Annotated in this window: 25 protein-coding genes; 17 read left to right on the forward strand and 8 right to left on the reverse strand. The window is 60.1% G+C overall.

All coding sequences use genetic code 11. From position 1 onward, the window contains the following. Positions 1–4 precede the first annotated feature (4 nt). The 3 genes from CUN63_RS16460 to CUN63_RS16470 form a co-directional block, all read right to left on the reverse strand. A complete protein-coding gene (locus tag CUN63_RS16460; RefSeq protein WP_129440862.1) occupies positions 5–1399 on the reverse strand; it encodes an ethanolamine ammonia-lyase subunit EutB in 1395 nt (464 codons plus the stop codon). A gap of 198 nt (positions 1400–1597) precedes the next feature. Further along, positions 1598–2968, reverse strand: a complete 1371-nt coding sequence (gene eat, locus CUN63_RS16465; RefSeq protein ID WP_046047379.1) for an ethanolamine permease — start codon at positions 2966–2968, stop codon at positions 1598–1600. A 249-nt stretch (positions 2969–3217) separates the two neighbouring features. Beyond that, positions 3218–4738, reverse strand: coding sequence for an aldehyde dehydrogenase family protein (locus CUN63_RS16470; RefSeq protein ID WP_010467346.1), 1521 nt, complete (start codon positions 4736–4738; stop codon positions 3218–3220). 381 nt (positions 4739–5119) lie between these two features. Here CUN63_RS16470 and CUN63_RS16475 point away from each other — a divergent pair, with 381 nt between their 5' ends. From CUN63_RS16475 to CUN63_RS16490, 4 genes are all read left to right on the forward strand, one after another. Continuing rightward, positions 5120–7033, forward strand: a complete 1914-nt coding sequence (locus CUN63_RS16475) for a sigma-54-dependent Fis family transcriptional regulator (RefSeq protein WP_129440864.1) — start codon at positions 5120–5122, stop codon at positions 7031–7033. 179 nt (positions 7034–7212) lie between these two features. Continuing rightward, on the forward strand, positions 7213–8562 hold the full coding sequence (gene mpl, locus CUN63_RS16480) for a UDP-N-acetylmuramate:L-alanyl-gamma-D-glutamyl-meso-diaminopimelate ligase (RefSeq protein WP_129440866.1): 1350 nt from the start codon (positions 7213–7215) through the stop codon (positions 8560–8562). Beyond that, a complete protein-coding gene (gene ubiX, locus CUN63_RS16485; protein WP_129440868.1) occupies positions 8559–9191 on the forward strand; it encodes a flavin prenyltransferase UbiX in 633 nt (210 codons plus the stop codon). The genes mpl and ubiX overlap by 4 nt, the downstream gene beginning before the upstream one ends. Beyond that, complete coding sequence (locus CUN63_RS16490) at positions 9184–9468, forward strand: YceK/YidQ family lipoprotein (RefSeq protein WP_129440870.1); 285 nt, start codon at positions 9184–9186, stop codon at positions 9466–9468. Before ubiX ends, CUN63_RS16490 begins: the two co-directional genes overlap by 8 nt. 85 nt (positions 9469–9553) lie before the next feature. Here CUN63_RS16490 and CUN63_RS16495 read toward each other — a convergent pair whose 3' ends face one another. The 3 genes from CUN63_RS16495 to CUN63_RS16505 all read right to left on the reverse strand — a co-directional run bounded on the left by CUN63_RS16495 (position 9554) and on the right by CUN63_RS16505 (position 12510). Next, positions 9554–10195: an oxidoreductase gene (locus CUN63_RS16495; RefSeq protein ID WP_129440872.1), complete on the reverse strand. Its 642-nt coding sequence runs from the start codon at positions 10193–10195 to the stop codon at positions 9554–9556. A 27-nt stretch (positions 10196–10222) separates the two neighbouring features. Beyond that, entirely contained in the window at positions 10223–11941 is a 1719-nt protein-coding gene (locus CUN63_RS16500; protein ID WP_129440874.1) for a C13 family peptidase, read from the reverse strand. A 113-nt stretch (positions 11942–12054) separates the two neighbouring features. Next, complete coding sequence (locus CUN63_RS16505; protein ID WP_123367685.1) at positions 12055–12510, reverse strand: MaoC family dehydratase; 456 nt, start codon at positions 12508–12510, stop codon at positions 12055–12057. A gap of 181 nt (positions 12511–12691) precedes the next feature. On the opposite strand from CUN63_RS16505, the gene CUN63_RS16510 reads away from it, so the two are divergent. The 5 genes from CUN63_RS16510 to CUN63_RS16530 all read left to right on the forward strand — a co-directional run bounded on the left by CUN63_RS16510 (position 12692) and on the right by CUN63_RS16530 (position 15361). Next, a complete protein-coding gene (locus CUN63_RS16510) occupies positions 12692–13054 on the forward strand; it encodes a CidA/LrgA family protein (protein ID WP_129440876.1) in 363 nt (120 codons plus the stop codon). Further along, a complete protein-coding gene (locus CUN63_RS16515; protein WP_129440878.1) occupies positions 13051–13767 on the forward strand; it encodes an LrgB family protein in 717 nt (238 codons plus the stop codon). Before CUN63_RS16510 ends, CUN63_RS16515 begins: the two co-directional genes overlap by 4 nt. 10 nt (positions 13768–13777) lie before the next feature. Beyond that, positions 13778–14368: an LON peptidase substrate-binding domain-containing protein gene (locus CUN63_RS16520; protein ID WP_008152802.1), complete on the forward strand. Its 591-nt coding sequence runs from the start codon at positions 13778–13780 to the stop codon at positions 14366–14368. A 114-nt stretch (positions 14369–14482) separates the two neighbouring features. Then, positions 14483–14689: a hypothetical protein gene (locus tag CUN63_RS16525; RefSeq protein WP_129440880.1), complete on the forward strand. Its 207-nt coding sequence runs from the start codon at positions 14483–14485 to the stop codon at positions 14687–14689. Positions 14690–14785: 96 nt separating this feature from the next. Next, positions 14786–15361 carry a hypothetical protein gene (locus CUN63_RS16530; protein ID WP_129440882.1) on the forward strand — a complete coding sequence of 192 codons (576 nt, stop codon included), beginning with the start codon at positions 14786–14788 and terminating at the stop codon, positions 15359–15361. 48 nt (positions 15362–15409) lie between these two features. Here the strand turns inward: CUN63_RS16530 and CUN63_RS16535 are convergent, their stop codons facing one another. Next, complete coding sequence (locus CUN63_RS16535) at positions 15410–16726, reverse strand: bifunctional DedA family/phosphatase PAP2 family protein (RefSeq protein ID WP_129440884.1); 1317 nt, start codon at positions 16724–16726, stop codon at positions 15410–15412. Between the two features lie 124 nt (positions 16727–16850). Beyond that, complete coding sequence (locus CUN63_RS16540) at positions 16851–17546, reverse strand: DNA-3-methyladenine glycosylase (protein WP_129440886.1); 696 nt, start codon at positions 17544–17546, stop codon at positions 16851–16853. Positions 17547–17735: 189 nt separating this feature from the next. Between CUN63_RS16540 and CUN63_RS16545 the strand changes: the two genes are divergently transcribed. The 8 genes from CUN63_RS16545 (at position 17736) to CUN63_RS16580 (ending at position 25821) form a co-directional block, all read left to right on the forward strand. Beyond that, positions 17736–19007 carry a glutamate-5-semialdehyde dehydrogenase gene (locus CUN63_RS16545; RefSeq protein ID WP_129440888.1) on the forward strand — a complete coding sequence of 424 codons (1272 nt, stop codon included), beginning with the start codon at positions 17736–17738 and terminating at the stop codon, positions 19005–19007. A gap of 1 nt (position 19008) precedes the next feature. Beyond that, positions 19009–19698, forward strand: a complete 690-nt coding sequence (gene nadD / locus CUN63_RS16550; protein ID WP_256657754.1) for a nicotinate-nucleotide adenylyltransferase — start codon at positions 19009–19011, stop codon at positions 19696–19698. A 72-nt stretch (positions 19699–19770) separates the two neighbouring features. Continuing rightward, entirely contained in the window at positions 19771–20265 is a 495-nt protein-coding gene (gene rsfS / locus CUN63_RS16555; RefSeq protein WP_046055550.1) for a ribosome silencing factor, read from the forward strand. Positions 20266–20274: 9 nt separating this feature from the next. Then, positions 20275–20742, forward strand: coding sequence for a 23S rRNA (pseudouridine(1915)-N(3))-methyltransferase RlmH (gene rlmH / locus CUN63_RS16560; RefSeq protein WP_007937439.1), 468 nt, complete (start codon positions 20275–20277; stop codon positions 20740–20742). Between the two features lie 10 nt (positions 20743–20752). Continuing rightward, entirely contained in the window at positions 20753–22648 is a 1896-nt protein-coding gene (gene mrdA, locus CUN63_RS16565) for a penicillin-binding protein 2 (protein ID WP_129440892.1), read from the forward strand. Between the two features lie 31 nt (positions 22649–22679). Beyond that, the gene (gene rodA, locus CUN63_RS16570; protein WP_046055582.1) at positions 22680–23783 is read left to right on the forward strand and encodes a rod shape-determining protein RodA; all 1104 of its coding nucleotides are present in this window, start codon (positions 22680–22682) and stop codon (positions 23781–23783) included. A 17-nt stretch (positions 23784–23800) separates the two neighbouring features. Next, complete coding sequence (gene mltB, locus CUN63_RS16575; RefSeq protein WP_129440896.1) at positions 23801–24811, forward strand: lytic murein transglycosylase B; 1011 nt, start codon at positions 23801–23803, stop codon at positions 24809–24811. Continuing rightward, complete coding sequence (locus tag CUN63_RS16580; protein ID WP_129440898.1) at positions 24811–25821, forward strand: septal ring lytic transglycosylase RlpA family protein; 1011 nt, start codon at positions 24811–24813, stop codon at positions 25819–25821. The genes mltB and CUN63_RS16580 overlap by 1 nt, the downstream gene beginning before the upstream one ends. Positions 25822–25877: the final 56 nt, after the last annotated feature.

Genomic DNA, 25877 nt, shown 5'->3' on the forward strand with positions numbered 1-25877 from the left:
ACACTCATCCCAGTTGCGCCATCGCTTGGCGGAAAGCCGGCGGCAGGCTGTCGCCGAAGTGAATCTTGCCGTCTGCCTGGGTGAAAATGCCCATTCTCGCCAGCCATTGTTCGAATTCCGGCGCCGGTTTCAGGCCCAGCGTCTGGCGGGCGTAAAGGGCGTCGTGGAACGAGGTGGTCTGATAGTTGAGCATGATGTCATCGGAGCCGGGGATGCCCATGATGAAGTTGATCCCGGCCACGCCCAACAGGGTCAGCAGGGTGTCCATATCGTCCTGGTCGGCTTCGGCGTGGTTGGTGTAACAGATGTCGCAACCCATGGGCACGCCCAGGAGCTTGCCGCAGAAGTGGTCTTCGAGGCCAGCGCGGATGATCTGTTTACCGTTGTAGAGGTATTCCGGGCCAATGAATCCTACGACGGTGTTCACCAGGAACGGTTTGAAATGTCGCGCAACGGCGTAGGCGCGGGTTTCGCAGGTCTGTTGATCGATGCCGTGGTGGGCGTTGGCTGACAGGGCGCTGCCTTGGCCGGTCTCGAAATACATCAGATTCTGGCCCAGCGTGCCGCGATTCAGGCTCAAACCGGCGTCATAGCCTTCCTGCAGCACATTCAGGTTGATACCGAAACTGGCGTTGGCCGCCTCGGTGCCGGCGATCGACTGGAACACCAGGTCCAGCGGAACGCCGCGATTGATCGCCTCAATGGACGTGGTGACATGCGTCAGCACGCAGGCCTGGGTTGGAATCTCGTAGCGCTGGATGATCGCGTCGAGCATTTCCAGCATGGCGCAGATCGAGGCGATGCTGTCGGTGGCCGGGTTGATGCCGATCATCGCGTCCCCGTTACCGTACAGCAGGCCGTCGAGAATGCTCGCGGCGATACCGGCCGGTTCGTCGGTGGGGTGATTGGGTTGCAGGCGTGTGGATAACCGGCCGCGCAAACCCATCGTGCCGCGGAATTTTGTAACAACACGGATTTTTTGCGCCACCAGCACCAGGTCCTGCACGCGCATGATTTTCGACACGGCGGCGACCATTTCCGGGGTCAGGCCTGGCGCGAGGGCGCGCAGGCTCTGTTCGTCGGCGGCATCGCTAAGCAGCCAGTCGCGAAAGCCGCCGACAGTGAGGTGGCTGACGGCGGCGAAGGCTTGTTTGTCGTGAGTGTCGATGATCAGTCGGGTGACTTCATCGGCTTCGTAAGGAATGAGTACTTCTTGCAGGAAGTGGCTGAGCGGGATGTTGGCGAGGGCCATCTGCGCAGCCACCCGCTCGCCATCGTTGAGGGCGGCGACGCCGGCCAGAAAGTCCCCGGAACGCGCCGGACTGGCCTTGGCCATGACGTCCTTGAGGCTCTCGAAGCGATAGGTCTGGGCGCCGACGGAATGGGCAAATGCGGCCACGTTATTCTCCTGATTCAATCAACGACTCAAATACACCACCAAACCCCTGTGGGAGCGGGCTTGCTCGCGAAGGCGGTGTGTCATCCAGTACATGTGTCGGATGACACACCGCCTTCGCGAGCAAGCCCGCTCCCACATTGGATCTGCGTGCACTTCAATATGGCAGGCGCCGGGCAACAGGCCCGGCGCCGGTGCAACTCAGACGCCTTCGAGCATCGCGTCCGCCGGCGCATCGAAGCGCTGCTTGGCGGTCAATTGGAAATACAAGTAACCGACAGCCATAAACCCAAGGAACACACAGCCAATTAGCGTGTTGAACCAGGCCATCGCCACCAGGCACACGACAGCCAGGAAAAGCGCAATCCCCGGCACGATCGGGTAGCCCGGCGCGCGGAAGGTGCGCTCAAGGTTCGGCTCGGTTTTACGCAGTTTGAACAGGCTCAGCATACTGATGATGTACATCACGATGGCACCGAATACCGACATGGTGATCATTGCTGCCGTCAGGGTCATGCCTTGCAGGTTGACCAGGCCGTCGCTGTAGATCGCCGCGATGCCGATCACGCCACCGGCCAGGATCGCCCGGTGCGGAGTCTGGAAGCGCGAGAGCTTGGCCAGACCGCGAGGCAGGTAACCGGCCCGGGCCAGCGCAAAGAACTGCCGCGAGTAGCCAAGAATGATCCCGTGGAAACTCGCCACCAGACCGAACAGGCCGATCCACACCAGCATGTGCATCCAGCTCGAATTGTTGCCGACCACTGCTTTCATCGCCTGCGGCAACGGGTCGTTGATGTTCGACAGTTGACGCCAATCGCCAACGCCGCCTGCCATCACCATTACGCCGATGGCCAGGAACACCAGGGTCAGAATGCCGCTGACATAAGCCCTGGGAATCGTGCGTTTCGGGTCCTTGGCTTCTTCGGCCGCCATCGCCGCGCCTTCAATCGCAAGGAAAAACCAGATCGCAAAGGGGATCGCCGCAAAGATGCCAGGGATCGAGCCCATGGTGAACTCGTTGGCGCCCGACCAGCCGTTAAGCGCGAAATTACTGAAGCTGAAGCCTGGCGCAACGACGCCCATGAACACCAGCAATTCGGCGACCGCCAGTACGGTGACAACCAGTTCAAACGTCGCGGCGATGCTGACGCCGAGGATATTCAAGCCCATGAACACGAAATAGGCGCCAACGGCGGCGATCTTGGGGTCCAGTTCCGGGTATTGCACGTTGAGGTAGGCGCCAATGGCCATGGCAATCGCCGGGGGCGCAAAGACGAATTCGATCAGAGTGGCGATGCCGGCGATCAGCCCGCCTTTCTCACCGAAGGCCCGCCGACTGTAGGCAAACGGCCCGCCCGCGTGGGGAATCGCGGTAGTCAATTCGGTGAAGCTGAAGATGAAACAGGTGTACATCGTCGCCACCATTAGGGCGGTGACGAGGAAACCCAGGGTCCCTGCGGTGCCCCAGCCGTAACTCCAGCCGAAGTACTCGCCGGAAATCACCAGGCCGACGGCAATGCCCCATAAATGCAGGGTGCCGAGTGTGGGTTTGAGCTGTGTAGTAGAAGTCATAAGTCCTCGCTGTCTTTTTTATTGTTTGATCTGTTGGACTTTCGGGTACGACGTTTTCGTGTAGAGCGGGCACGCAAAGCCCGTGCCAGAGCGGCAGGGCGATGTCCGGTGTTGTCGGTGAGGACGCCTTCGCGAGCAAGCCCGCTCCCACAGGGGTTCTGTGAACACTGGAGAACCACTGTGGGAGCGGGCTTGCTCGCGAAAGCTATGTGAAGGGCGACACAGGAATACCTGTCCCGCCCACGCTTTTTAGAAGAAGCCCAACGGATTAATGTCGTAGCTCACCAGCAGGTTTTTGGTCTGCTGATAGTGATCAAGCATCATTTTGTGGGTTTCACGACCGACGCCGGATTTTTTGTAGCCGCCGAACGCGGCGTGCGCCGGGTACAGGTGGTAGCAGTTGGTCCACACACGACCGGCCTTGATGGCGCGGCCCATGCGATAGGCGCGGTTGATGTCGCGGGTCCAGAGGCCCGCACCCAAGCCGAACTCGGTGTCGTTGGCGATGGCCAGGGCTTCGGCTTCGTCCTTGAAGGTGGTGATGCTCACCACCGGGCCAAAGATTTCTTCCTGGAACACGCGCATTTTGTTGGTGCCCTTGAGCAGGGTCGGCTGGATGTAATACCCGGTCGCCAGGTTGCCCTCGAGTTTCTCCACCTTGCCGCCGGTCAACAGCTCGGCGCCTTCGCCCTTGGCGATTTCCAGGTACGAAAGGATTTTGTCGAATTGCTGCTCGGACGCCTGGGCGCCGACCATGGTGTCGGTGTCCAGCGGGTCGCCACGTTTGATCGACAGCACTTTTTTCATCACGACTTTCATGAAGTCGTCGTAGATCGACTCTTGCACCAATGCACGGGAAGGGCAGGTGCAGACTTCGCCCTGGTTAAAGAACGCCAGCACCAGGCCTTCAGCGGCTTTTTCAATGAAGCTTGGCTCGGCCTTCATGATGTCTTCGAAGAAGATGTTCGGCGACTTGCCACCCAGCTCCACGGTGGATGGAATGATGTTTTCGGCGGCGCATTTCATGATGTGCGAGCCGACCGGGGTCGAGCCGGTGAAGGCGATTTTGGCGATGCGTTTGCTGGTGGCCAGTGCTTCACCGGCTTCTTTGCCGAAGCCTTGCACCACGTTCAGCACGCCCGGCGGCAGCAGGTCGCCGATCAGCTCCATCAGCACGGTAATGCCCAGCGGCGTTTGCTCGGCAGGCTTGAGCACCACGCAGTTACCAGCCGCCAGGGCCGGGGCGAGTTTCCAGGCAGCCATCAGGATCGGGAAGTTCCACGGGATGATCTGCCCGACCACGCCCAATGGTTCATGGATGTGATACGCCACGGTGTTGCCATCGATCTCGGCGGCGCTGCCTTCCTGGGCGCGGATGCAACCGGCGAAGTAGCGGAAATGGTCGGCCGCCAGCGGGATGTCGGCGTTGAGGGTTTCACGCACGGCTTTGCCGTTGTCCCAGGATTCGGTGATCGCCAGGACTTCGAGGTTCTGTTCGATGCGGTCGGCGATTTTCAGCAGCACCAGCGAGCGAGCCTGGGCGGACGTGGCGCCCCAGGCATCGGCAGCGGCGTGGGCAGCGTCCAGGGCTTTGTCGATGTCTTCGGCCGTGGAGCGCGGGAATTCGGCAATCGGTTGGCCATTCACTGGCGAGGTATTGGTGAAGTACTGACCTTTAACAGGCGCGACGAACTCGCCGCCGATGTAGTTACCGTATTTACTCTTGAACGAAACGATAGCGCCTTCAGTACCGGGGTGAGCGTAACGCATGATGTTTTCTCCTTGGCTTTTGTACTTATTAGAGAGGCGCATGTGCGCTTGCTATAAGCGTAGAGCAAAGGTCGGGCCAGTGCCTTGCAGGTCAGGCAAATCAAGGCCTTACGCGGTTTTTGTCGGACCGACGGACGCTGCCTGTGACGGTTTCGGTACAGCCATGGTGACACTTTGTACCGCTTCTGGCGCAACCTGTGACCGGGCGGTCTTGCCAGCATTGCAAAGCATGGATGGCTGGAGGATGCTCGGTGCCTGTGATGGACCGTAGGCGCTGCCGAAGGCTGCGATCTTTTGATCTCGAACCATCAAAGTCAAAAGATCGCAGCCTTCGGCAGCTCCTACAGGGCCGTGTACACCTTTCGGGGAGAACAATAAGAAATGCACGACAACCATTTGAGTCGCCATGCCCAGCAGGTCCTGACCGTCACTCAGGGAAAGTCTCACTTGCACGGCCCCGGCAGCGATCCGTCGATTGCCCGCTCCTGGCTGCGCTGTCTTGAGGACTATCACCTCGACCCGGCCCTGACCATGGCACCGACAGTGCTGGAACATGGCCGCGTCCTGGAAAGCCGCGAGCGCTTGCAGCAAGTGCTGCACATCGCCGGCAGCGAAATGACCAGTCTTCATCAGCAACTCTCCGGCGCCGGCCACGCGGTCCTGCTGACTGACGCCCGCGGGGTGATCCTCAATTGCGTCACCGCGCCTGCCGAACGGAAGATTTTCGAACGCGCCGGCCTCTGGCTCGGTGCGGACTGGAGCGAAGCCTGTGAAGGTACCAACGGCATCGGCACCTGTCTGGTGGAGCGTCAGTCGCTGACCATCCACCAGGATGAGCATTTTCGCGGCCGTCACACCGGCCTGACCTGCTCGGCGAGCCCGGTGTTCGACCCGCATGGCGAACTGCTGGCGGTGCTCGATGTGTCCTCGGCGCGCCACGAGGTCTCTCGTCAAAGCCAGTTCCACACCATGGCCCTGGTCAATCTTTCGGCGAAGATGATCGAGAGCTGCTATTTCCTGCGCTATTTCGACAATCAGTGGTTGCTGCGTTTTCACCTTCAGGCCGAATCCGTCGGGCTGTTCAGCGAAGGGTTGTTGGCATTCGACGGAGAAGGGCGGATCAGCGCGGTCAACCAGAGTGCGCTGAACCTGCTGGGGCATATTCGCGGTGGGTTGCTGGGCAAACCGGTGGAGGCGTTTTTCGACTGCTCGCTGGATGAATTGCTCGGCCGCGCCAGCGTCAATGCCAGCGCCAGTTGGCCGTTGCGCACGCGCGACGGACGGAGTCTGTTTGCGCTGTTGCGCGGGCAGCCACGCAGCATTCCGGTGCCGGTGGTGCAAAGTGCGGTGATCGCCGAATCTTCGCGCTTGTCGGGTATTTGTCTGGGTGACACGGGGTTGCAGGAAGATTTCCGCAAATCCTTGCGCGTGTTCGAGCGGGACGTACCGCTACTGATCAACGGCGAAACCGGATCCGGTAAAGAAGCGTTTGCCAAAGCCGTCCACCAGGCCAGCCAGCGAGCAGAAAAAGCCTTCGTCGCCCTCAACTGCGCCGCCATCCCCGAAAGCCTGATCGAGAGCGAACTGTTTGGTTATCGTGGCGGCAGCTTTACTGGTGCACGCAAGGAAGGCATGCGCGGCAAGTTGCAGCAGGCTGATGGCGGGACTCTGTTCCTCGATGAAATCGGTGACATGCCCCTGGCCTTGCAGACCCGGCTATTAAGGGTGCTGGAAGACCGTCAGGTGGTGCCGATCGGCGGCGAGCCGGAGTCGGTCAACGTACGGATCATCAGCGCCACTCACCGCAATCTGCTGGAGCGGGTGCAGGACGGCAGCTTCCGCGAGGATTTGTATTACCGACTCAATGGGCTGGAAGTTGCATTGCCGGCGTTGCGTGATCGCAGTGATAAATCCCAACTGCTCGATTTTTTGCTGGCCGAAGAGGCGGGCGGGGAAACCGTATTGATCGACGGTCCGGCACGCCAGGCGTTGCTGGCCTTCGCCTGGCCGGGGAACGTGCGGCAGTTGCGTAATGTGCTGCGCACGTTAGCGGCGTTGTGCGACGGTGGGCGGATCGGGCTGGAGGATTTGCCGGCGATGATTCGTCAGGCTCGGCCAGTTCCGGTTGTTGCCGTTGAGGAGCCGTCGGACTACCCGCTGGATGACGCTGAGCGGCTGGCGTTGCTGAATGCGCTGGAACAGACGCGTTGGCATATGACTCACACGGCTGAACAACTTGGGGTTAGTCGCAATACGCTTTATCGGAAGCTGCGCAAGCACGGGATTGCCCGATAAACCGCGTCGCGGCCATTCGCGAGCAAGCCCGCTCCCACAGTTGATCTGAGTCGTTCACAAATCCAATGTGGGGCTTGCTCCGGGCGGCGTTCCGACGAAGGCGTCCTCAAGTCCGAAACACAAGGTGCGAATTTTCCCACCCTAAGCTAACCTGCGGCCATGTTTTACGAGGTCGACTAATGCACATTCACATTCTTGGTATCTGCGGCACTTTCATGGGTTCGATGGCGGTTCTGGCCAAAGAGCTGGGCCATCACGTGACGGGCTCCGATGCCAACGTCTATCCGCCGATGAGCACTCAGATGGAGGCTCAGGGCATTGAGTTGACCCAAGGCTACGACCCGGCGCAGCTCGATCCGGCACCGGATCTGGTGGTGATCGGCAATGCCATGTCCCGCGGCAACCCGGCTGTCGAATACGTGCTGAATAAAGGCCTGCCGTACGTCTCCGGCCCGCAATGGCTGGCGGATCACGTGTTGCAAGGTCGCTGGGTGCTGGCCGTCGCCGGTACTCACGGCAAAACCACCACCAGCAGCATGCTCGCCTGGGTGCTGGAACACGCGGGCATGAGCCCGGGTTTCCTGATCGGCGGCGTGCCGCAAAACTTCTCGGTGTCCGCTCGCTTGGGTGGTACACCGTTCTTCGTGATCGAAGCCGACGAGTACGACAGCGCGTTCTTCGACAAGCGCTCCAAGTTCGTTCACTACCGCCCGCGCACGGCGATCCTGAACAACCTGGAATACGATCACGCCGACATCTTCCCCGATCTGCCAGCCATCGAGCGGCAATTCCACCATTTGGTGCGGACCATCCCGAGCGAAGGCCTGGTGATCCATCCGACCACCGAGCCTGCGTTGCAGCGTGTGATCGAGATGGGCTGCTGGACGCCGGTGCAAACCACCGGTGCCGGCGGTCAGTGGCAGGTCAAACTGCTCAGCGAAGACGGTTCGAAGTTTGAAGTGATGTTCGAAGGTGTTGCCCAAGGTGTGGTCGAGTGGGACATGACCGGCCAACACAACGTCGCCAACGCCCTGGCCACGTTGGCTGCGGCGCGCCACGTCGGTGTTGTGCCGTCCATGGGCATCGCTGCTCTGAGCGCATTCAAAAGCGTCAAGCGCCGGATGGAGAAAGTCGCGGAGGTCCGTGGCATTACCATCTACGACGACTTCGCTCACCATCCGACGGCGATTGCGACGACCCTCGACGGTCTGCGCAAGCGCATCGGCGATGCACCGTTGATTGCGATCATCGAGCCGCGCTCCAACTCCATGAAGCTCGGTGCTCACCGCGACGGCTTGCCGGAAAGCGTGGTCGATGCCGATCAGGTGATCTGGTATGCGCCGGCCAACCTCGGTTGGGATCTGGGGGCTACTGCTGCGTTGTGCACGGTGCCGTCGATCGTCAGCGATTCGCTTGAAGGCATTATCGAGCGTGTGAAGAGCCAGGCCCAGCCCGGCACTCACGTGGTGATCATGAGCAACGGCGGCTTCGGCGGCCTGCACGGCAAACTCGCCGAGGCGCTGCAATGAACAACGGCCCGGAACGCATCACGCTGGCGATGACCGGCGCTTCGGGCGCCCAATATGGTTTGCGCCTGCTTGACTGCCTGATTCGTGAAGACCGCGAGGTGCACTTCATGATCTCCAAGGCCGCGCAACTGGTGATGGCCACCGAGACTGACGTTACGCTGCCGCCGAAAACACAGATGATGCAGGCCTTCCTCACCGAATACACCGGGGCTGCCGCCGGGCAGATTCGGGTGTATGGCAAGGAAGACTGGATGTCGCCAGTGGCCTCGGGCTCCGGCGCGCCGGCAGCGATGGTGGTGGTGCCGTGTTCCACCGGGACTTTGTCGGCTATTGCGACGGGATCTTGCAACAACCTGATCGAGCGTGCTGCCGACGTCACCTTGAAAGAGCGTCGTCAGCTGATTCTGGTGCCGCGTGAGGCGCCGTATTCGAGCATCCATCTGGAGAACATGCTCAAGTTGTCGAACATGGGCGTGACGATTTTGCCGGCGTCGCCAGGCTTTTATCATCAGCCGCAAACCATCGACGACTTGATCGATTTTGTCGTGGCGCGAATTCTCAATCTGCTGAACATCCCCCAGGACATGCTGCCGCGTTGGGGCGAACACCATCTGACCAGCGATGAATAAGCTATTGGCAATTGTGCTGGCGCTGCAATTGGCTGGCTGCGCCACGGCGCGAACGCTTGATGCCGCCAAGCCCGGAGCGCCGGTGGTGTATTCGGGGACGCGTCTGGATTTGTATGCCATGAACGGCGGTTGCTGCGCCATGGACCACTTCGGCGCCGAAGCCCCGAGCTACCCCGGCATCGACCTGCCGGCCAGTGCGTTGCTCGACACGCTGCTGTTGCCGCTGTCGGTGCTTACGGTGATCGGGGTAAGTTTTCAGGCGACGGGCGGATTGTAAAAAGCAAAAGATCGCGGCCTTCGGCAGCTCCTACAGGTGTACACATTCCACTGTAGGAGCTGCCGAAGGCTGCGATCTTTTGATCTTATTTGCCTAACTTGCGCAACTCATCCGACTCCACAATCCGCACCCCATCCTGCTCTTCCAGCGCCAGTCGCCACATGGCGCGGGCCAGTTGGCAGGCTTCGATGCCGCGGTATTTGCCCGGGATCAAGCGGGACAAGGGCCCGACGAATTGCTCAGCCATACGCGGTTCCATGCGCTCGCCCAGCAGCAGCGAAGGTCGACAAATGGTCAGTTGCGGCCAGTCCTGTGCACGCAATGCATATTCCATCTCGCCTTTGACGCGGTTGTAGAAAATAGAGGACCTGCGATCGGCCCCCAGGGCACTGATCACGATCAGGTGCCGTGCGCCCATCTCCCGTGCGCGTTTGGCGAACGCCACCACCATGTCCAGGTCCACCGCGCGAAACGCCTGCTCCGAGCCGGCCTGTTTGATGGTGGTACCGAGGCAGCAGTAGGCGATGTCGACGCGACCGCTCAGTTGCGGCAGAAACACCGCCGGGTCGCCGACCGGGTTTTCCAAATGGGGATGCTCGGCCAATGGCCGGCGTGAGGGCGCCAATACTCGTGAGATCGTGGGCTCATTGAGCAGGCGATCAAGTAAATGTTCACCGGTCAAACCGGTAGCTCCGGCAAGCAATACGTGCTGAGGCGTCAAGTACATAGTGTTTCCCCCTTGATACTATTCAGCTTAGTTGCTCTTTGCATCCTTGCTGCTGATAGAGACACTTTGCAACGCCTTTCGTGCCTGCTGCTTGCGTAACAGCTGCCAGTGAGAGAGAACGGTTTTCGGCGCCCAGATCTGCGGTTCAGAGGCTTCGAAGCTGTCCGCCAGTTCGCGCTCGGCGACGGTGGCCTTGGCCAATTTGAAGGCTTGCTCCAGGTCGTCGGTCTGGTTCAGTGCCTGGGCGAACAGCGCATCGCCGAAATAGGTGAAATTGGCCTCTTCCGAGCAGCCGAAGGACACGCGGTCAGCCCGCGAGGCGGTCATGATCAGGGTGCGTTCATCCTTGAGCGCGGGAATGAAGCCACCGGAGTAGCAGGATGAAATCACGATGATCTTGTCGCGGCTTTTCAGCGGTGAGAGAACCGCGGCGAGTTCGTCGGCCGGCAGATCGGACAGTTCCATGCGCGGCTGGTCGAGCACCAGTTCGTGTTCGCTGGTGCCGTGGCTGGTCATGTAAATGAAGATCAAGTCTTCCGGGCCACTGCGTTCGGCCAGGGCGGCGGCGGCGCGGCGCAGGTTTTCCCGGGTGGCCATCGGCCGGTCGACGAGGTGGTCGCGATGGTTCACCAGGCGGATCTGGCCAAACGCACCAAAGCGGCTGCTGAGCATGTTGCTGACGTAATCGGATTCGCGCAGGAACACGCTTTGCTTGCCGTCACCGCCGACTGTCAGGGTGTACAACTCGACCGCCGGGGTCGAAGCCGGCACGTTGGACAGTGCATCGTTCAGCAAGCGGCCCTGGGCCAGCAAACCGAGTTCCAGGCTATCGGGCAGCAATTTACCATCGGCATCGCGAACACGCTGGCCATTGATCCACGTACCGCTTTGCACTGTGCCGTCAGTCAGCACCAGGGTGCCGCGCCCCGAGTAACTGTCACCGTCGAACTGGCCGATGTAGAAGCTGCCGTCGGACAGGTTCAATCGACCTTGGCCGGTAAAGCGCCAGTCGCTGAACTGGCCGATGTAATGGCTGCCGTCGGCGCCGATCAACTCGCCCTTGCCGTTCAGCGACCCTTCCTTGAATTGACCAAGCCAGACATCACCGTCGGCGTTCTCGTAGCGGCCCTTGCCGTGCAGTTGGTTGTTCTTGAAGCCGCCGACATAGATATCGCCATCGGCGCTGTTGAAAGTCCCGTTGCCTTCGAGCTGACCGTCGACGAAATGCCCGGTGAACTGATTGCCGCTGGCGTCGCCCCGTTGGCCTTCGCCGTTGGGTTTGCCGTGGGCGAACTGGCCCTGATACGAGCTGCCGTCTTCGAGTTCGAGACGACCGAGCCCTGAATATTGATCGGCCTTGAATTCACCGCGGTAGGTCATACCGTTTTCTTTGAGGGTGCCTTCGCCGTCCCGTCGACCGGCTTTGAAATTGCCGGTGAAGCTGCTGCCGCTGGTGGTCAGTATGCCCTTGCCGTCGAACAGCCCTAGATTGAATCCCCCGCGATAGACTTCGCCGTTGCTGCCGTGCCATTCGCCCTGGCCATGCCATTGGCCCTTGTCGAAGTCGCCGGCGTACCAGCTGCCGTTCGGGTAATCGATACGGCCCTGGCCTTGCAGCAATCCGTTGACCAGTTCACCGCGATAGCGTCCGCCGTCCGGCAACCGGGCGTCGGGGGGCAACAGCGATTCGCCGTCGCCGCAAGCGGTGAGCAATAGGGTCAGAGCGAGGAGGGCAAGTGGGCGCATAGCGGGATCCGGGCAATTAGGCGACCGAGTATGCCGCAGCTGTTTGACCTTATATAGCCAGGAAACAGGAGAGGGCGCGAAACAGCGTGAGCTGCTTCGCATCCGGGGATGGGTTACACGAAGCAGAGCGACAGTGGCTCGGCGATGTAGGCCGGTTTATCCGAGCCTTCGATTTCAAGCGTGGCGGTGGCTTTGAGCAGCCATTGACCGGGCTTTTTCTCGATGACTTCGTTCATGTCGACCTTGAGTCGTACCCTGGAATTGACCTTCACTGGCTGGATGAAACGCACGGTATCCAAGCCGTAGTTGACCACCATCTTCGCCCCTTCAGGGAGGATCAGGATGTCTTCCATCAGTTTGGGGATCAGCGACAGCGACAGGAAACCGTGTGCAATGGTGCTGCCAAATGGCGTTTGCGCGGCTTTGACCGGGTCGACGTGGATGAACTGATAGTCCCCTGTGGCTTCGGCGAACAGGTTGATGCGCTCCTGATCGATGGTGAGCCATTCGGAACGTCCGAGTTCCTTGCCGACATAATCTTTGAGCTCCGCAACTGGAACATAGGGCATTGAGACTCTCCTTGGGTTCATCGGTTTTATAGTTTTGAGGTGGGGGGATTTGACCTCCCGGATTACCACTTTAGATCAACATGGCAAATGGCTCCGGTCAACTGACCATGATTTTGGCGAATGCCGGTCCATAGCGTTGGCGTGCTTATAATGCCGAGCGCGAATTTGCGGGAGATGATGGATGTTGTTACGTGGCCTGACCTGGCTGGTGCTGTTCCAATTGCTGGGCACAGCCATCAACCACTTGTTTTTACCGGTGCTGCCGGGGCCGATTGTCGGCCTGCTGTTGCTGCTGGTGTTCCTGATCAGCCGTGGCCAGGTCGGCGAACCGCTGAACCTCGCGGCCAGCAGTCTGCTGCGTTATCTGCCCTTGCTGCTGGTACCGCCAGCCGTGGGTGTGATGGTTTACGCCAAAGACATTGCCGCGGATTTCTGGGCCATCGTCGGTGCGCTGGTATTGTCACTGTTGCTGTCACTGGCCTTCGCTGGCGTGCTGATGCAGCGCATGGTCAAGCGTCACGCTCATCGTGAGGACGGCCAATGATCCTCGACTGGCACGGCGCCTGGACGTCGGTGATTCATCATCCGTTGTTCGGCATCGGTATTACGCTGGGGGCTTATCAGTTGGTGCTGGCGGCGTTCGAGAAAACCCGCTGGATCTTTCTGCAACCGGTGCTGGTCTCGATGCTGCTGGTGATCGGCGTATTGGTGGGTTGCGGCCTGACCTATGCCGAGTACCGCAAGAGCACCGAGATCCTCAGCATCCTGCTCGGCCCTGCGACCGTCGCGCTGGCTGTGCCGCTGTACCTCAATCTGCGACGCATTCGGCAGTTGTTCTGGCCGATATTTACTACGCTGGTGATAGGTGGCGTCGTCGCCACCGGCATGGGCGTATTGCTAGGCTGGTCGTTTGGTGCCGAACATATGATCCTGATGACCATGGCGCCGAAGTCGGTGACGTCGCCGATTGCCATGCTGGTGGCGGAGCAGATCGGTGGCGTCGCGGCGCTGGCGGCAGTGTTCGTATTGATCACCGGGGTGATCGGGGCGATCTTCGGGCCGAGCCTTTTGACCAGGCTGGGTGTGCACAGCCCTGAGGCGCGCGGTATGGCGCTGGGCATGACGGCGCACGCGGTCGGCACGGCGGTGGCGATGCAGGAAAATGAAGAATGCGGCGCCTTCGCGGCGCTGGCGATGAGTCTGATGGGCGTGGCCACGGCAGTTTTCCTGCCGTTGGCGGTGTCGATGGTGGCGTAAGGAAATGTCTATGAGCTTGCCGCTTTTTCCGCTGAACACGGTGTTGTTTCCTGGTTGCATCCTCGATTTGCAGATCTTCGAGGCGCGCTACCTGGACATGATCAGTCGCTGCATGAAACAGGGCGGCGGCTTCGGCGTGGTGTGCATCCTCGACGGCGAAGAAGTCGGCATCGCCCCGGCGGGCTACGCGCTGGTCGGATGCGAGGCGCTGATCACTGATTTCAAACAGCAGGACAATGGCTTGCTGGGCATTCGGGTGCAGGGCGGGCGGCGTTTCCACGTGTTGCGTACCGAGATTCAGCGCGATCAGCTGACCGTCGCCGAGGTCGAGTGGCTGGAGGACGAACCTGAGCAACCGCTGCAGGACGAAGACGCCGACCTGGTTGCGCTGCTCAAAGCCTTGGCCGAACACCCGATGGTCGAAGCATTGAACATGGGCACCGAAGCAACCGGGCAGCAGTCGTTGGCCAATCAGTTGGCGTACCTGTTGCCGTTTGCCGAAGTGGACAAGATCGACCTGCTGCAACTCGATGATCCGCAGCAGCGGCTGGATGCGATTCAGGCGCTGCTGGATGAGTTGCAGGGTGAGTTGTTTGCTTAGTTGTACTTTGTATTAACTTGGTTTGTCTGCCAGTATTGTTTTGATTTTGTCTTTGTCTTAATTTCAAGTTGCCCGCAAGGAGTGGGCGATCTGATTAATAACAAGGATGAAGTCATGAATATTTATGAAGACGAATGGGCGTTTTGGGATGATGTCGCTGGCAAATATATTCTGAAGCATGCAGCGGCCGATCATAACGTCGATAAGGTAATAGATGCGGCGGGCGTTTATGCTGACTTGATGGTGGTTGAACGTCGTAAGCGCAAGCGCCTAAAACCTTTGTTGAAGGAAGTGTCCGTGGCCGCTATGCCTACGGTTTAGTCAGTATTTTTGTATTTCGTTATTTTTGTTAACGGTACTCTCACTATGTTGGTGGGGAGTAAGTAGTGCCGCATCTAATAAAATCAAGGTGTTTTTATGGTCATGGAAGAAAATAAAACGTTTACAGCGAACCTTTACGTTAACGGTTTGCCGTTGGTCCTGAACCAGCAGCGCCTGAAGACAAGACTCAGTGATCCGCGAATCACCAGGCGCGAACAACTGGATGTTGAAGTTGCCCTGGCCGACAGGGGCGCTTCGAGTATTATTACGCTCGCCGATCATGAGGATGATACTCCTTTGTTATTCAAGTTTGTTCCGCGCGGTGACGATTATGCTGTCACAGTCGTTTTGCGAGGTGCTTATGAAGGATGGTGCTTGAAAATAGAGGCCGATACTCACCATGTGTCCGTAAGTGACAATGCGGATTCTGATTTTTTTTCAATCAGTAAACACGGCGCGCCTAAAGCCAGGTTTACTGATCTTGACCCAGGGCCCTCTTATGTTTACATCGTGAGTGAGGTGAATGGGCGAGCGTTATATCGTGCCGAAGAGAGCGGGAAGATAATCTTTAAAAATGTAGACCCCAACCGCACGGGGCATGACGCCTTTAACGACAAGCCAGCCACCTTTGTACTCAAGGTTATTCCGACGTCCGCCGCGGTGGATGAGTGAACTCGCGCCATTCATTCGTGCAATGAATGGCGCGTTTTATCGGCATCTTTAATACGCATACCGCAACATCGCATGCGGCAAATGCCGCAACGCAAAGAAACCGAACAGCGCCACCAGCGCCGGCAACACCAGCCACCAGACCTTTGGTGGCATGGCGTTCAGCGGCGCCGGGCGCTGATTCAGCCACAAACTCGCCGCACACACGCACGCCGCCAGCATCGCGCCGGCCAGCACATCCGTCGGCCAGTGCGCGCCCAGGTACACCCGCGACAGGGCAATCGCCAGCGCGGGCAAGCAACCCAATAGCAGCCAGGTCAGACGCATGCGCGGCGGTTGTCCGCGGCCGGCCAGCACGGCCAGCGTCAGAAACAGAGCAAAAGAGCCCGAGGCGTGGCCGCTCGGCATGCTGTAGCTGGTCAGAGGATCGCTCAACACTTCCGGGCGTACGCGGGCGAAAAAGTGTTTGGTCACGGTGTTGCCCAGCGCGGTGCACAGCAGGGTGCTACCGGCGAAAATCGCCTGGCGCCATTGCCGGGTGAGCAACAGCAAACCCGTCAGCAGGGCGCTGAACACCAGCATGTTGTGAAACTCGCCGATCAGCGTGAACGTCACCGCCACTTCATCGAGCAGCGGGCTGCGGTGTTCCTGCACCAGGGTCATCACGCCCTGATCGAGGGCGGTCAGGTGCGGATAGCCGATAAACAGTCCGGCCAAAATCAGGAAGCTCATTCCGGTAATCAGCATCGTCGCTTTGCGATGACGGCGCATGCTGCTGGTGATGCTCAAGCCCACCATGAGGGCGATGCTGCCGGCGACGATGCCGGCCTCAGGCCAGAATCCCTCCGGCAACGGCAAGCGAATTGCCGCCCCCGTGGCCCAGCCGGGCAGCAGGTACGCGACGCTCCAGCCGGCGGCGGCCAGCAAGCTGACGGCGGCGAAGCGCGGGAAGGGCATGTCGAACATCCCGGCGACCATCGGCAGCATCGGCCGCAGCGGACCGATGAAGCGCCCGACCAGCAGGCTGGCGATGCCGTAGCGCTGGAAATACGCCTCGGCCCCGGCGATCCATTCCGGATGATGGCGCAACCCTGGCAGGCGCCGGATGTTCTGGTGGAAATGTCGTCCGATGAAGTAAGAGACGATATCGCCCAGAACGCCGGCGACGAATCCCAGTAATAGCGTTTCGCTCAATGACAGCGCGCCACTGCCGGCCAGTACCGCCACGGCAAACAGCAGCACCGTGCCGGGCACGATCAGCCCGGCAATCGCCAAGCATTCCACGAAGGCCACTATGAACACCGCCGCGGCCAGCCATTGCGGGTTGACCGTCAACCAACCGGTCACGCTATCGAGCCATGGGCCCATAAAAACAACTCCCTCTTATTAATTGACCCCCGGCGTAGGAGCTGCCGCAGGCTGCGATCTTTTGATCTTGATCCTTTAAGATCAAAAGATCGCAGCCTACGGCAGCTCCTACAGGGAACTGTGTTCACAGCAAAAAATAATCGCGACCTTCGACCTGCCCCCGTCGCAGCGGGTTTCGCGTGCAATACGGCGCGTAAGCCGCATCGACGAAGCGGTACATCAAATGCTCATCGCGGCCGTGGGGAATGCCCAAACGCGTGGTTTGTATGATGTGAACGGGCGCCGGGCCGACATCTTCCACCAGCAGCACTTCATGGTCGAAGCGCTTGGCGTCCCAGGCCGGCACCTTCAGGCCCAGCGCCTTGCAGAGCAAAGTCTGTCCGGCGCAAAGCTTTTGCGAGGGGCGAGGGCGACTTTGGGCGTCGGGATTGTTCAACAGCATCTGCGCCAGGCTCGCCGGCCCGCTCAAGTCATCGACCCACGGATAGGCGGATTTGATCAGCACAGCATTGCCCGGACCCTGGGCGCTGAAGTTCAGGGAATCGCCGCCCCGGGCGTAGTACATATAGATGTGGCCGCCATCCAGAAACAAAGCCTTACGTTTTTCTGTGTAGCCGAGGGAGGCGTGGCTGCCTTTTTCTTCGAAGTAATAGGCTTCGGTCTCGATAATCCGGGCGCTGAGCCACAGGTCGCCGACCCGGTGACGGATGACTTTACCGAGTAAATCCCGGGCCAGCGTTTGGGCGTCTCTGTCGAAAAATGCATCCGCGAGCCCCTTGGGCAGGCTCGTCGCGGACGTGCGAACAGTCAGATTGGTCATGATGAACGGCGTTTATCAGGGCTGATTGAGTCGCGATGATAACAATTTGCAGCTTAATCACGGCTGAACGTCGGCAAATTGCCCTCCATTTCGACCATCCGCCCGTCACCGCTGTTAGTCGGTGGACGCGACAGCTATAATCTGCCGCTTTACTCTTTACCAAGACCTTAGCAAAGACCACCACAGACAATGACTGAGTCCGTTCTTGACTACATGACCCGCCTGGGTCGCGCTGCCCGCGAAGCTTCTCGCGTCATCGGCCGTGCCAGCACCGCGCAGAAAAACCGCGCCTTGCAGGCTGCTGCCAATGCGTTGGACGCCGCACGCGCCGAGCTGACGGCTGCCAATGAACTGGATTTGGCCGCTGGCCGCGCCAATGGTCTTGAGCCTGCATTGCTTGAGCGTCTGGCGCTGACCCCGGAACGCATTGACGGCATGATCGTCGGTTTGCGTCAGGTAGCGGCTTTGCCGGACCCGGTCGGCGCGATCCGCGACATGAGCTTTCGGCCGTCGGGCATTCAGGTCGGCAAGATGCGCGTGCCGTTGGGCGTGATCGGGATCATCTACGAATCCCGGCCGAACGTGACCATCGATGCCGCCAGCCTGTGCCTGAAGTCCGGCAACGCGACCATCCTGCGTGGCGGCTCCGAGGCGATTCATTCCAATCGTGCCATTGCCGCCTGCATCCAGCGCGGTCTGGCCGAAGCCGATTTGCCTGCCGCCGTGGTGCAAGTGGTCGAAACCACCGATCGTGCCGCCGTTGGCGCACTGATCACCATGCCAGAATACGTCGACGTTATCGTGCCCCGTGGCGGCCGTGGCCTGATCGAGCGCGTTAGCCGCGATGCCCGCGTGCCGGTTATCAAACACCTGGACGGCATCTGTCACGTTTATGTCAGTGCCGACGCCGACCTGCCGAAAGCCCAGCGCATCGCCTTCAATGCCAAGACTTACCGCTATGGCATCTGCGGTGCCATGGAAACCCTGCTGGTGGACCAGTCGGTCGCCAAGGATTTCCTGCCATCGATGGCTGCACAGTTCCGCGAAAAAGGCGTCGAGCTGCGCGGTTGCGAACGCACCCGGGCGATCATCGAGGCTGTTGCAGCGAGCGAAGAAGACTGGAACACCGAGTACCTGGCGCCGATTCTCTCGATCCGTGTGGTCGACGGGCTGGACCAGGCCATCGAACACATTAATAAGTACGGCTCCCATCACACCGATTCGATCGTCAGCGAAAACCTTGCTGACACCCGGCGTTTCGTCGCGGAAGTCGATTCGTCGTCGGTGATGATCAATACCCCGACGTGCTTCGCTGATGGCTTCGAATACGGATTGGGTGCCGAGATTGGCATTTCTACTGATAAGCTGCACGCCCGCGGCCCGGTGGGCCTCGAAGGTCTGACCTGCGAGAAGTACATCGTGGTCGGTGATGGCCAGTTACGCGGCCAGGCGTCGGACTGACTTGGGCGACCTCGACTTGTCAGCCCCGGTCACCGCCAGTGAGCCTGCGCCTCGACGCATTGGCATGCTGGGCGGAACCTTCGACCCGGTGCACATCGGCCATTTGCGCAGTGCGCTGGAAGTCGCCGAATCGCTGGCGCTCGATGAGCTGCGTCTGACACCCAGTGCCAGACCACCTCATCGCGGTACGCCGCAGGTGTCGGCGAAAGACCGTCTGGCGATGGTCGAGTGCGCGGTGGCCGGTGTGGCGCCGTTGGTGGTGGACGCCCGCGAACTGCAGCGGGACAAACCGTCCTACACCATCGACACCCTGGAACTGATGCGCGCAGAACTTGCCGCCTCCGACCAGGTTTTTCTACTTTTGGGCTGGGACGCATTTTGCGGCCTGCCCACTTGGCACCGCTGGGAAGAGTTGCTCCAGCATTGCCACATCCTGGTGCTGCAACGCCCGGATGCCGACAGCGAACCGCCGGATGCCTTGCGCAATCTGTTGGCGGCACGCTCGGTGAGCGACCCGCTGGCCCTCAAAGGGCCGAGCGGACAGATTGCATTCGTCTGGCAGACACCGCTCGCGGTATCCGCCACCCAGATCCGTCAACTGCTGGCCAGCGGTAAGTCGGTACGTTTCCTGGTGCCCGACGCGGTCCTGGCCTACATCGATGCGCACGGACTCTACCGTGCGTCGAACTGAAAAAGGGAGCGCTTCAAAACACGTGAACGCGTGTACCGAAGCGCCCGAACATACGAGCAAAACGAGTTTTATATGACTGACAAAGACGTAACTAAAGTAAAGCGCAAAGGCACGTTCAAGAGCGCCCCGCTGCCAGTAGAGGTTCCAACCGGCCCTGAGCTGCGCGGCGAAGAGCTGGTCAAGGTTGCCGTAGCGGCCCTGGAAGACGTGAAAGGCCAGGACATTCAGGTAATCGACGTTCGTGAAAAGCAGAGCATCACTGACTTCATGATCATCGCTACCGGTACCTCCAACCGCCAGATCGGCGCGATGCTGGACAAGGTCCGCGAAGCCGTCAAAGCCCTGGGCGTCAAGCCACTGGGTGAAGAAGGCAAGGGCGACAGCGACTGGGTGCTGCTGGATATGGATGATGTCATCGTGCACATGATGACCGCTTCGGCTCGTCAGTTTTACGACCTGGAGCGTCTGTGGTCCGGTGCAGAACAGAGCCGTGCTCTGAACGCGGCTCACCACAGCCCGGAAAACACCCATGAGCACTTCGTCAAGCTCAACAAAGACCAGCAATAAGGGACCGCTGTGCGACTGCGACTGATCGCCGTCGGTTCACGCATGCCCAAGTGGGTGGAAGAAGGCTGGCATGAATATGCCAAGCGTCTTCCGTCCGAGCTGGCGCTGGAACTGGTGGAAATACCGCTCAACACCCGTGGCAAGAACGCCGACGTGGCGCGCTTCATCCGTCAGGAAGGCGAAGCCATGCTGGCCAAGGTCGGGCCGAACGAGCGCGTTGTGACCCTCGAAGTCCACGGCAAGCCCTGGAGCACCGAGCAGCTGGCGGTCGAGCTCGATCGCTGGCGGCTGGACTCGCGCACGGTGAATTTCATGGTCGGCGGCCCCGAAGGGCTGGCGCCGGAAGTCTGTGCCCGGGCCGATCAGCGCTGGTCGCTCTCGCCGTTGACGTTGCCGCACCCGCTGGTGCGAATCCTGATCGGCGAACAGCTGTATCGTGCCTGGACAGTCCTGTCCGGCCACCCTTACCACAAGTAGTTCTGCCCTCATGCCCCAGCCGATCCGCATCAAGGACCACGAAAAAGACGCCCGTCTAGTGCGTGGCCGCGTCGTGTTCGGGGCAATTGCGGTCGTGACGCTGATCGGTGTGCTGATCGCGCGGCTGTATTTCCTTCAGGTGATCCAGTACGAGTACCACTCGACCCTGTCGGAAAACAACCGCGTCCATGTGCAGCCGATTCCGCCGACTCGGGGCTTGATCTTCGATCGCAATGGCGTGGTGGTGGCGGATAACCGGCCCAGCTTCAGCCTGAGCATGACCCGCGAGCGCTCCGGCGACTGGCAGCAAGTACTCGACGTCATTGTCGAAGTGCTGGAGCTGACGCCCGAAGACCGAGTGATCTTCGAGAAGCGCATGCGTCAGGGGCGTCGGCCGTTCGAGCCGGTGCCGATCCTGTTCGAGCTGACCGAAGAACAGATCGCCCGCATCGCGGTGAACCAGTTCCGTCTGCCGGGCGTGGAAGTGGTCGCGCAGCTGGTTCGTCACTATCCGCAGGGCGCGCACTTTGCGCATTCGGTGGGATATATGGGGCGGATCAACGAGAAAGAGCTCAAGTCTCTGGACCCGGTGAGTTACAGCGGCACCCATCAAATTGGCAAAACCGGCATCGAGCGCTTCTACGAGCCCGAATTGCACGGTCAGGTCGGTTACGAAGAAGTCGAGACCAACGCGCGTGGCCGCGTGCTGCGGGTGCTCAAACGTACCGAACCGGTTTCCGGCAAGGACATCGTCCTGAGCCTGGACATCAAATTGCAGGAGGCCGCCGAAGCTGCACTCGGCGGTCGCCGTGGCGCAGTGGTGGCGCTGGACCCGAAAACCGGCGAAGTCCTGGCGATGGTCAGTCAGCCGAGTTTTGACCCGAACCTGTTCGTCACCGGCATCAGTTTCAAGGCCTATTCCGAGCTGCGCGATTCCATCGACCGGCCACTGTTCAACCGCGTGCTGCGCGGCCTGTACCCGCCGGGCTCGACCATCAAACCGGCTGTGGCAATTGCCGGCCTGGATTCTGGCGTTGTGAACGCGTCGAGTCGGGTGTATGACCCCGGCTATTACCAGTTGCCCAACTACGATCACAAATACCGGAACTGGAACCGTACCGGTGACGGCTACGTCGATCTGGACACGGCGATCATGCGGTCCAACGACACCTACTTCTACGACCTGGCCCACAAACTGGGAATCGATCGCTTGTCGGCGTACATGAGCAAATTCGGCATCGGCCAGAAGGTTTCGCTGGACATGTTCGAAGAGTCGCCGGGGCTGATGCCTACACGTGAATGGAAGCGTGCAACCCGGCGTCAGGCCTGGTTCCCGGGCGAAACGCTGATTCTGGGGATTGGTCAGGGCTACATGCAATCAACGCCATTGCAACTGGCCCAGGCCACGGCGCTGGTCGCGAACAAGGGTGTCTGGAACCGTCCGCACCTGGCCAAGACCGTCGAAGGCGAGCGGCCGAAGGATGAAAACCCGATGCCGGACATCATCCTGCGCGACCCGTCCGACTGGACCAAGGTCAACCACGGCATGCAACAGGTGATGCACGGTGCCCGTGGTACCGCGCGCAAGGCATCGATTGGCGCTCAATACCGGATTGCCGGCAAAAGTGGTACGGCCCAGGTCGTCGCGATCAAGCAGGGCGAGAAGTACGACCGCTCCAAGGTTCAGGAACGCCATCGCGACCACGCCTTGTTCGTCGGCTTCGCACCAGCCGACAATCCGCAAATCGTGGTGTCGGTGATGGTCGAGAACGGCGAGTCCGGTTCCGGCGTCGCAGCGCCCGTGGTGCGTCAAATCATGGACGCCTGGCTTCTGGACCAGGACGGTCGGTTGAAGGCCGAATACGCCAGCCCTATCAGTGCGGAGGCTACGGCCCGTGAAGAGTAATTTCGATCGCATCCTCTCCAGCGAGGATGTGATGCGTCGCCGCGCGACGCTGTTGCAACGCATGCACATCGACGGGCCGTTGCTGATCCTGCTGCTGACCCTCGCCGCCGGCAGCCTGTTCGTGCTGTATTCGGCCAGCGGCAAGAGCTGGGATCTGCTGGCCAAGCAGGCTACCTCGTTCGGCATCGGCCTGGTGTCGATGATCGTCATCGCCCAATTCGAGCCGCGCTTCATGGCCCGTTGGGTGCCAGTCGGTTATGTCCTCGGCGTGCTGTTGCTGGTGGTGGTGGATGTCATGGGCCACAACGCCATGGGCGCCACACGCTGGATCAACATTCCCGGGGTGATCCGCTTCCAGCCCTCGGAGTTCATGAAGATCCTGATGCCGGCGACCATCGCCTGGTATCTGTCCAAGCGCACCTTGCCGCCGCAGCTCAAGCATGTGGGCGTCAGTCTGTTTCTGATCGGCTTGCCGTTTATCCTGATCGTGCGTCAGCCCGATCTTGGTACTTCGCTGCTTATCCTCGCCGGTGGCGCTTTCGTGTTGTTCATGGGCGGCTTGCGCTGGCGCTGGATCATCAGCGTAATCGCCGCCGCCGTGCCGGTGGCCGTCGCGATGTGGTTCTTCATCATGCACGACTACCAGAAACAGCGAATCCTGACCTTCCTCGATCCGGAAAGCGATCCGCTGGGCACTGGCTGGAACATCATTCAATCGAAAGCCGCCATCGGTTCCGGCGGTGTGTTCGGCAAGGGCTGGCTGCTCGGCACCCAGTCGCACCTGGACTTCCTGCCGGAAAGCCACACCGACTTCATTATTGCGGTCATGGGCGAAGAATTCGGCCTGGTGGGTATCTGCGCACTGCTGCTGATTTACCTGCTGTTGATCGGCCGCGGACTGGTGATTACTGCCCAGGCCCAGACATTGTTCGGCAAATTGCTCGCGGGCAGCCTGACCATGACGTTTTTTGTTTACGTTTTCGTCAACATCGGTATGGTCAGTGGCCTGTTGCCGGTTGTGGGGGTGCCGTTGCCGTTCATTAGCTACGGAGGAACTTCGCTGGTGACGCTGCTGTCAGCGTTTGGGGTTTTGATGTCGATCCATACCCATCGTAAGTGGATCGCTCAGGTTTGAATAAGGTGAAGATTTCAATGCAAGTAATGCGTGGCTGGGCGACTCGATATGCGCCATGGGTCGGCCTGGTAAGCATCCTTGGCACAGCGCAGGAAGCGTTGGCCGGCGATTACGAAGGCTCACCGCAGGTGGCCGAATTCGTCGGTGAAATGACCCGCGACTACGGTTTTGCCGGTGAACAGCTGATGGGCGTGTTCCGCGAAGCCGAGCGCAAGCAGTCGATTCTGGACGCGATCTCGAAACCGGCCGAGCGGGTCAAGCAGTGGAACGAGTATCGCCCGATGTTCATCACCGACGCGCGCATCGCCCGTGGTGTGGACTTCTGGCGCCAGCACGAGGCGGTACTGGCCCGTGCCGAGCAGGAATACGGCGTGCCGGCGCAGGTCATCGTCTCCATCATCGGCGTTGAGACCTTTTTCGGCCGCAATACCGGCAATTTTCGAGTAATCGACGCCTTGTCGACCCTGGGTTTCGACTATCCTCCCCGTGCCGAATTTTTCCGCAAGGAATTGCGTGAGTTCCTGTTGCTGGCCCGGGAAGAGCAGGTCGATCCGCTGACCCTCAAAGGCTCTTACGCCGGCGCGATGGGTTTGCCGCAGTTCATGCCGAGCAGTTTTCGCGCCTACGCGGTGGATTTTGACGGTGACGGCCACATTAATATCTGGACCAATCCGGACGATGCCATTGGCAGCGTCGCCAGTTATTTCAAGCGTCACGGCTGGGTCGCCGGTGAACCGGTGGTCAGCCGCGCCGATGTGCGTGGCGAACACGTGGACGAAGGTTTGACCACGGGCATCGAACCGACTAAAACCGTCGGGGAGTTGCGGGCGCTGGGGTGGTCAAGTCATGATGCGCTGCGCGATGATATGCCGGTCACGGCTTTCCGCCTGGAAGGTGACAATGGCCCCGAATACTGGATGGGCCTGACGAATTTTTACGCAATCACGCGTTATAACCGCAGCGTGATGTACGCCATGGCCGTACATCAACTGTCTGAACAGCTGGTCCAAGCACGGGGCGTCAAGTAATGCGGGCATTGCCTATGAATAAACCCCTGAAGCTGATGGCATTCGCCGCGTTGGCGGTGCTGGTCGCCAGTTGTTCGACCAGCCGTGCGCCGACCCAGAAGTCTTCCACCGCCGTGCGCGCAGCGCCAGGCCTGGACATCAACCGCGCGCACAAAGATGGCGCGCCGTGGTGGGACGTCGATGTATCGCGCATCCCGGATGCCACGCCGACCCTGCATACAGGTCCTTATAAAGCCAACCCATACACCGTGCTGGGCAAGACTTATTTCCCGTTGCAGGAATCCAAGACCTACGTGGCCTCGGGCACTGCGTCCTGGTATGGCACCAAGTTCCACGGTCAGAACACCGCCAATGGCGAGGTTTACGACCTGTACGGCATGAGTGCTGCTCACAAGACCTTGCCGCTGCCCAGTTACGTTCGGGTGACCAACCTGGACAACAACAAGAGCGTAGTCCTGCGAGTCAACGACCGCGGGCCGTTCTACTCGGACCGAATCATCGACTTGTCCTACGCGGCCGCCAAGAAGCTCGGCTATGCCGAAACTGGTACCGCGCGGGTCAAGGTCGAAGGCATTGACCCGCAACAATGGTGGGCAGCCAAAGGCCGTCCGGCGCCTTTGATGCTTAACGAGCCGCAAATCTCGCAAAAAAGCACCCCGACGATTACGGCTTCGGCCGGCACCGTCGAACAATGGACACCACCGCCGCAGCAGCACGCCGCGGCCGTTGTGCCCGTCCCGATCGATGCAAAAAAAAACGCTTCTGTACCAGCCTCTGGCCAGTATCTGCAGGTGGGCGCGTTCGCCAACCCGGACGCTGCAGAGCTCCTGAGATCGAAGCTCAGCGGGATGGTGAGCGCTCCGGTGTTCATCAGTTCGATCGTGCGCAATCAACAGACCCTGCATCGGGTACGCATGGGGCCGATCGGCTCGCCGGGTGAAATCCAGCAGGTGCAGAACAGTGTGCGCTTGGCCAATCTCGGTTCGCCGAGCCTGGTCACCGCCGAGTAATACGTAGTACTTGATTGACGGTTCGCTTGCGGTTTGGGGGGCGAACCGGGTTGTTG

It is taken from the genome of Pseudomonas sp. ACM7 (assembly GCF_004136015.1).
Lineage (GTDB): Bacteria > Pseudomonadota > Gammaproteobacteria > Pseudomonadales > Pseudomonadaceae > Aquipseudomonas > Aquipseudomonas frigoris.

Coding starts and splice junctions, on each gene's coding strand:
- eat (WP_046047379.1), bottom strand. CDS start 2,968: ATGACTTCTACTACACAGCTCAAACCCACACTCGGCACCCTGCATTTA.
- CUN63_RS16470 (WP_010467346.1), bottom strand. CDS start 4,738: ATGCGTTACGCTCACCCCGGTACTGAAGGCGCTATCGTTTCGTTCAAG.
- CUN63_RS16475 (WP_129440864.1), top strand. CDS start 5,120: ATGCACGACAACCATTTGAGTCGCCATGCCCAGCAGGTCCTGACCGTC.
- mpl (WP_129440866.1), top strand. CDS start 7,213: ATGCACATTCACATTCTTGGTATCTGCGGCACTTTCATGGGTTCGATG.
- ubiX (WP_129440868.1), top strand. CDS start 8,559: ATGAACAACGGCCCGGAACGCATCACGCTGGCGATGACCGGCGCTTCG.
- CUN63_RS16490 (WP_129440870.1), top strand. CDS start 9,184: ATGAATAAGCTATTGGCAATTGTGCTGGCGCTGCAATTGGCTGGCTGC.
- CUN63_RS16495 (WP_129440872.1), bottom strand. CDS start 10,195: ATGTACTTGACGCCTCAGCACGTATTGCTTGCCGGAGCTACCGGTTTG.
- CUN63_RS16500 (WP_129440874.1), bottom strand. CDS start 11,941: ATGCGCCCACTTGCCCTCCTCGCTCTGACCCTATTGCTCACCGCTTGC.
- CUN63_RS16505 (WP_123367685.1), bottom strand. CDS start 12,510: ATGCCCTATGTTCCAGTTGCGGAGCTCAAAGATTATGTCGGCAAGGAA.
- CUN63_RS16510 (WP_129440876.1), top strand. CDS start 12,692: ATGTTGTTACGTGGCCTGACCTGGCTGGTGCTGTTCCAATTGCTGGGC.
- CUN63_RS16515 (WP_129440878.1), top strand. CDS start 13,051: ATGATCCTCGACTGGCACGGCGCCTGGACGTCGGTGATTCATCATCCG.
- CUN63_RS16520 (WP_008152802.1), top strand. CDS start 13,778: ATGAGCTTGCCGCTTTTTCCGCTGAACACGGTGTTGTTTCCTGGTTGC.
- CUN63_RS16525 (WP_129440880.1), top strand. CDS start 14,483: ATGAATATTTATGAAGACGAATGGGCGTTTTGGGATGATGTCGCTGGC.
- CUN63_RS16530 (WP_129440882.1), top strand. CDS start 14,786: ATGGTCATGGAAGAAAATAAAACGTTTACAGCGAACCTTTACGTTAAC.
- CUN63_RS16535 (WP_129440884.1), bottom strand. CDS start 16,726: ATGGGCCCATGGCTCGATAGCGTGACCGGTTGGTTGACGGTCAACCCG.
- CUN63_RS16540 (WP_129440886.1), bottom strand. CDS start 17,546: ATGACCAATCTGACTGTTCGCACGTCCGCGACGAGCCTGCCCAAGGGG.
- CUN63_RS16545 (WP_129440888.1), top strand. CDS start 17,736: ATGACTGAGTCCGTTCTTGACTACATGACCCGCCTGGGTCGCGCTGCC.
- rsfS (WP_046055550.1), top strand. CDS start 19,771: ATGACTGACAAAGACGTAACTAAAGTAAAGCGCAAAGGCACGTTCAAG.
- mrdA (WP_129440892.1), top strand. CDS start 20,753: ATGCCCCAGCCGATCCGCATCAAGGACCACGAAAAAGACGCCCGTCTA.
- rodA (WP_046055582.1), top strand. CDS start 22,680: ATGCGTCGCCGCGCGACGCTGTTGCAACGCATGCACATCGACGGGCCG.
- mltB (WP_129440896.1), top strand. CDS start 23,801: ATGCAAGTAATGCGTGGCTGGGCGACTCGATATGCGCCATGGGTCGGC.
- CUN63_RS16580 (WP_129440898.1), top strand. CDS start 24,811: ATGCGGGCATTGCCTATGAATAAACCCCTGAAGCTGATGGCATTCGCC.